Origin of the sequence: Coprococcus intestinihominis, assembly GCF_040096555.1 — a bacterium.
Classification (GTDB): Bacteria; Bacillota; Clostridia; order Lachnospirales; family Lachnospiraceae; genus Coprococcus_A; species Coprococcus_A intestinihominis.
This window is the reverse complement of the sequence record NZ_JBBMEK010000467.1, coordinates 1-1113: the sequence shown is the minus strand read 5'-3', so window position 1 is coordinate 1113 and position 1113 is coordinate 1. Positions and strand designations below refer to the sequence as shown.

At 37.5% G+C, this 1113-nt stretch carries 1 protein-coding gene; it reads left to right on the top strand.

Going from position 1 to position 1113, the window contains the following annotated elements; genetic code table 11:
• Positions 1-61: 61 nt before the first annotated feature.
• Positions 62-1113: PcfJ domain-containing protein (locus WMO25_RS18245; RefSeq protein WP_349086664.1), on the top strand; the 1052-nt coding region annotated here is incomplete at its 3' end.

The window sequence follows — 1113 nt, the reverse complement described above, 5'->3', positions numbered from 1 at the left end:
AACTGCGTATTTAATCCAGCGTTGTCATCCTGGCTTTATAATAAGGGAGTTTTCCGTCTGCATGGCTGTGGGAAAAGATAGTTACCGGAATCCGGTAGTTCTCAGCTCGGAAGAAAATCGGTATTTGTATGACAAGGATTTTAACGAAACTGCTTTTTACTTTGATGATTATAAAAACAGAGGCGCCCGTTGGATACAGGGAGAAGCAAATAGAGGGGGATATTGGTACTATTATTATAGATATATTTCTAACTGTTCTGGAGCAGTATATCCCACGACCATTCCGGATCTTGCAAAAAAGGAATTGAAAATGTCTGGTCTTCCTGAGATTTTAAAACAGAAAAGCGTCTTTAGACCACGGGACTATTTTATATCATTAAGAAGGGCACCTGTATTGGAACAACTGGTTAAAGCAAATTTATATAAGTTGTCACAGGAAGTCATGAATTACTCGGAAAAAATATCCTGTACACAACAACACGGTGCGTTACATACTCGGCTTGGGATCAGCAGAAACGCTTTAAAACGCTTAAGAGAACAGGATGGAGGATTAGAATATCTTGTGTGGCTTCAGGAGGAAAATACATCCGCACATTATTTAGATGACGATTTAATCTTTTGGTTTATGAATAACAACATAGAACCTAAAGATTTAAAGTTTATTCAACCGAAAATGAGTTTTGTTCAAATAAGAAATTATTTGATTCGCCAAAAAGGGCGGCGAAAAGACAGTATTTCTCAGGTGCTTATCACATGGCGGGATTATCTTTCGATGGCAAAGAGGATTAAGATGGATACGGATGATGAAATTGTGTATCGGACGTCCCAATTATATCAGCGCCATAAAGAAATTATTCAATATATTGAAGAAAATCGCCTGTCTGTAACAGCGGGAGAACTTGCTGACAAATATCCGAACATCAATGAAATCCTCTCAGGTTTAGACAAAAAATATGAATACGGCAATGAAATATTTACTGTTTTAGCTCCACATTGTATTGAAGACATTTTAAAGGAAGGACAGGCGCTTCACCATTGCATAGATAAGAAAACAGAGTATCTGGAACGCATCAATGAGCAGGAAACTTATATTTTGTTTCTGCGTAAGACAGA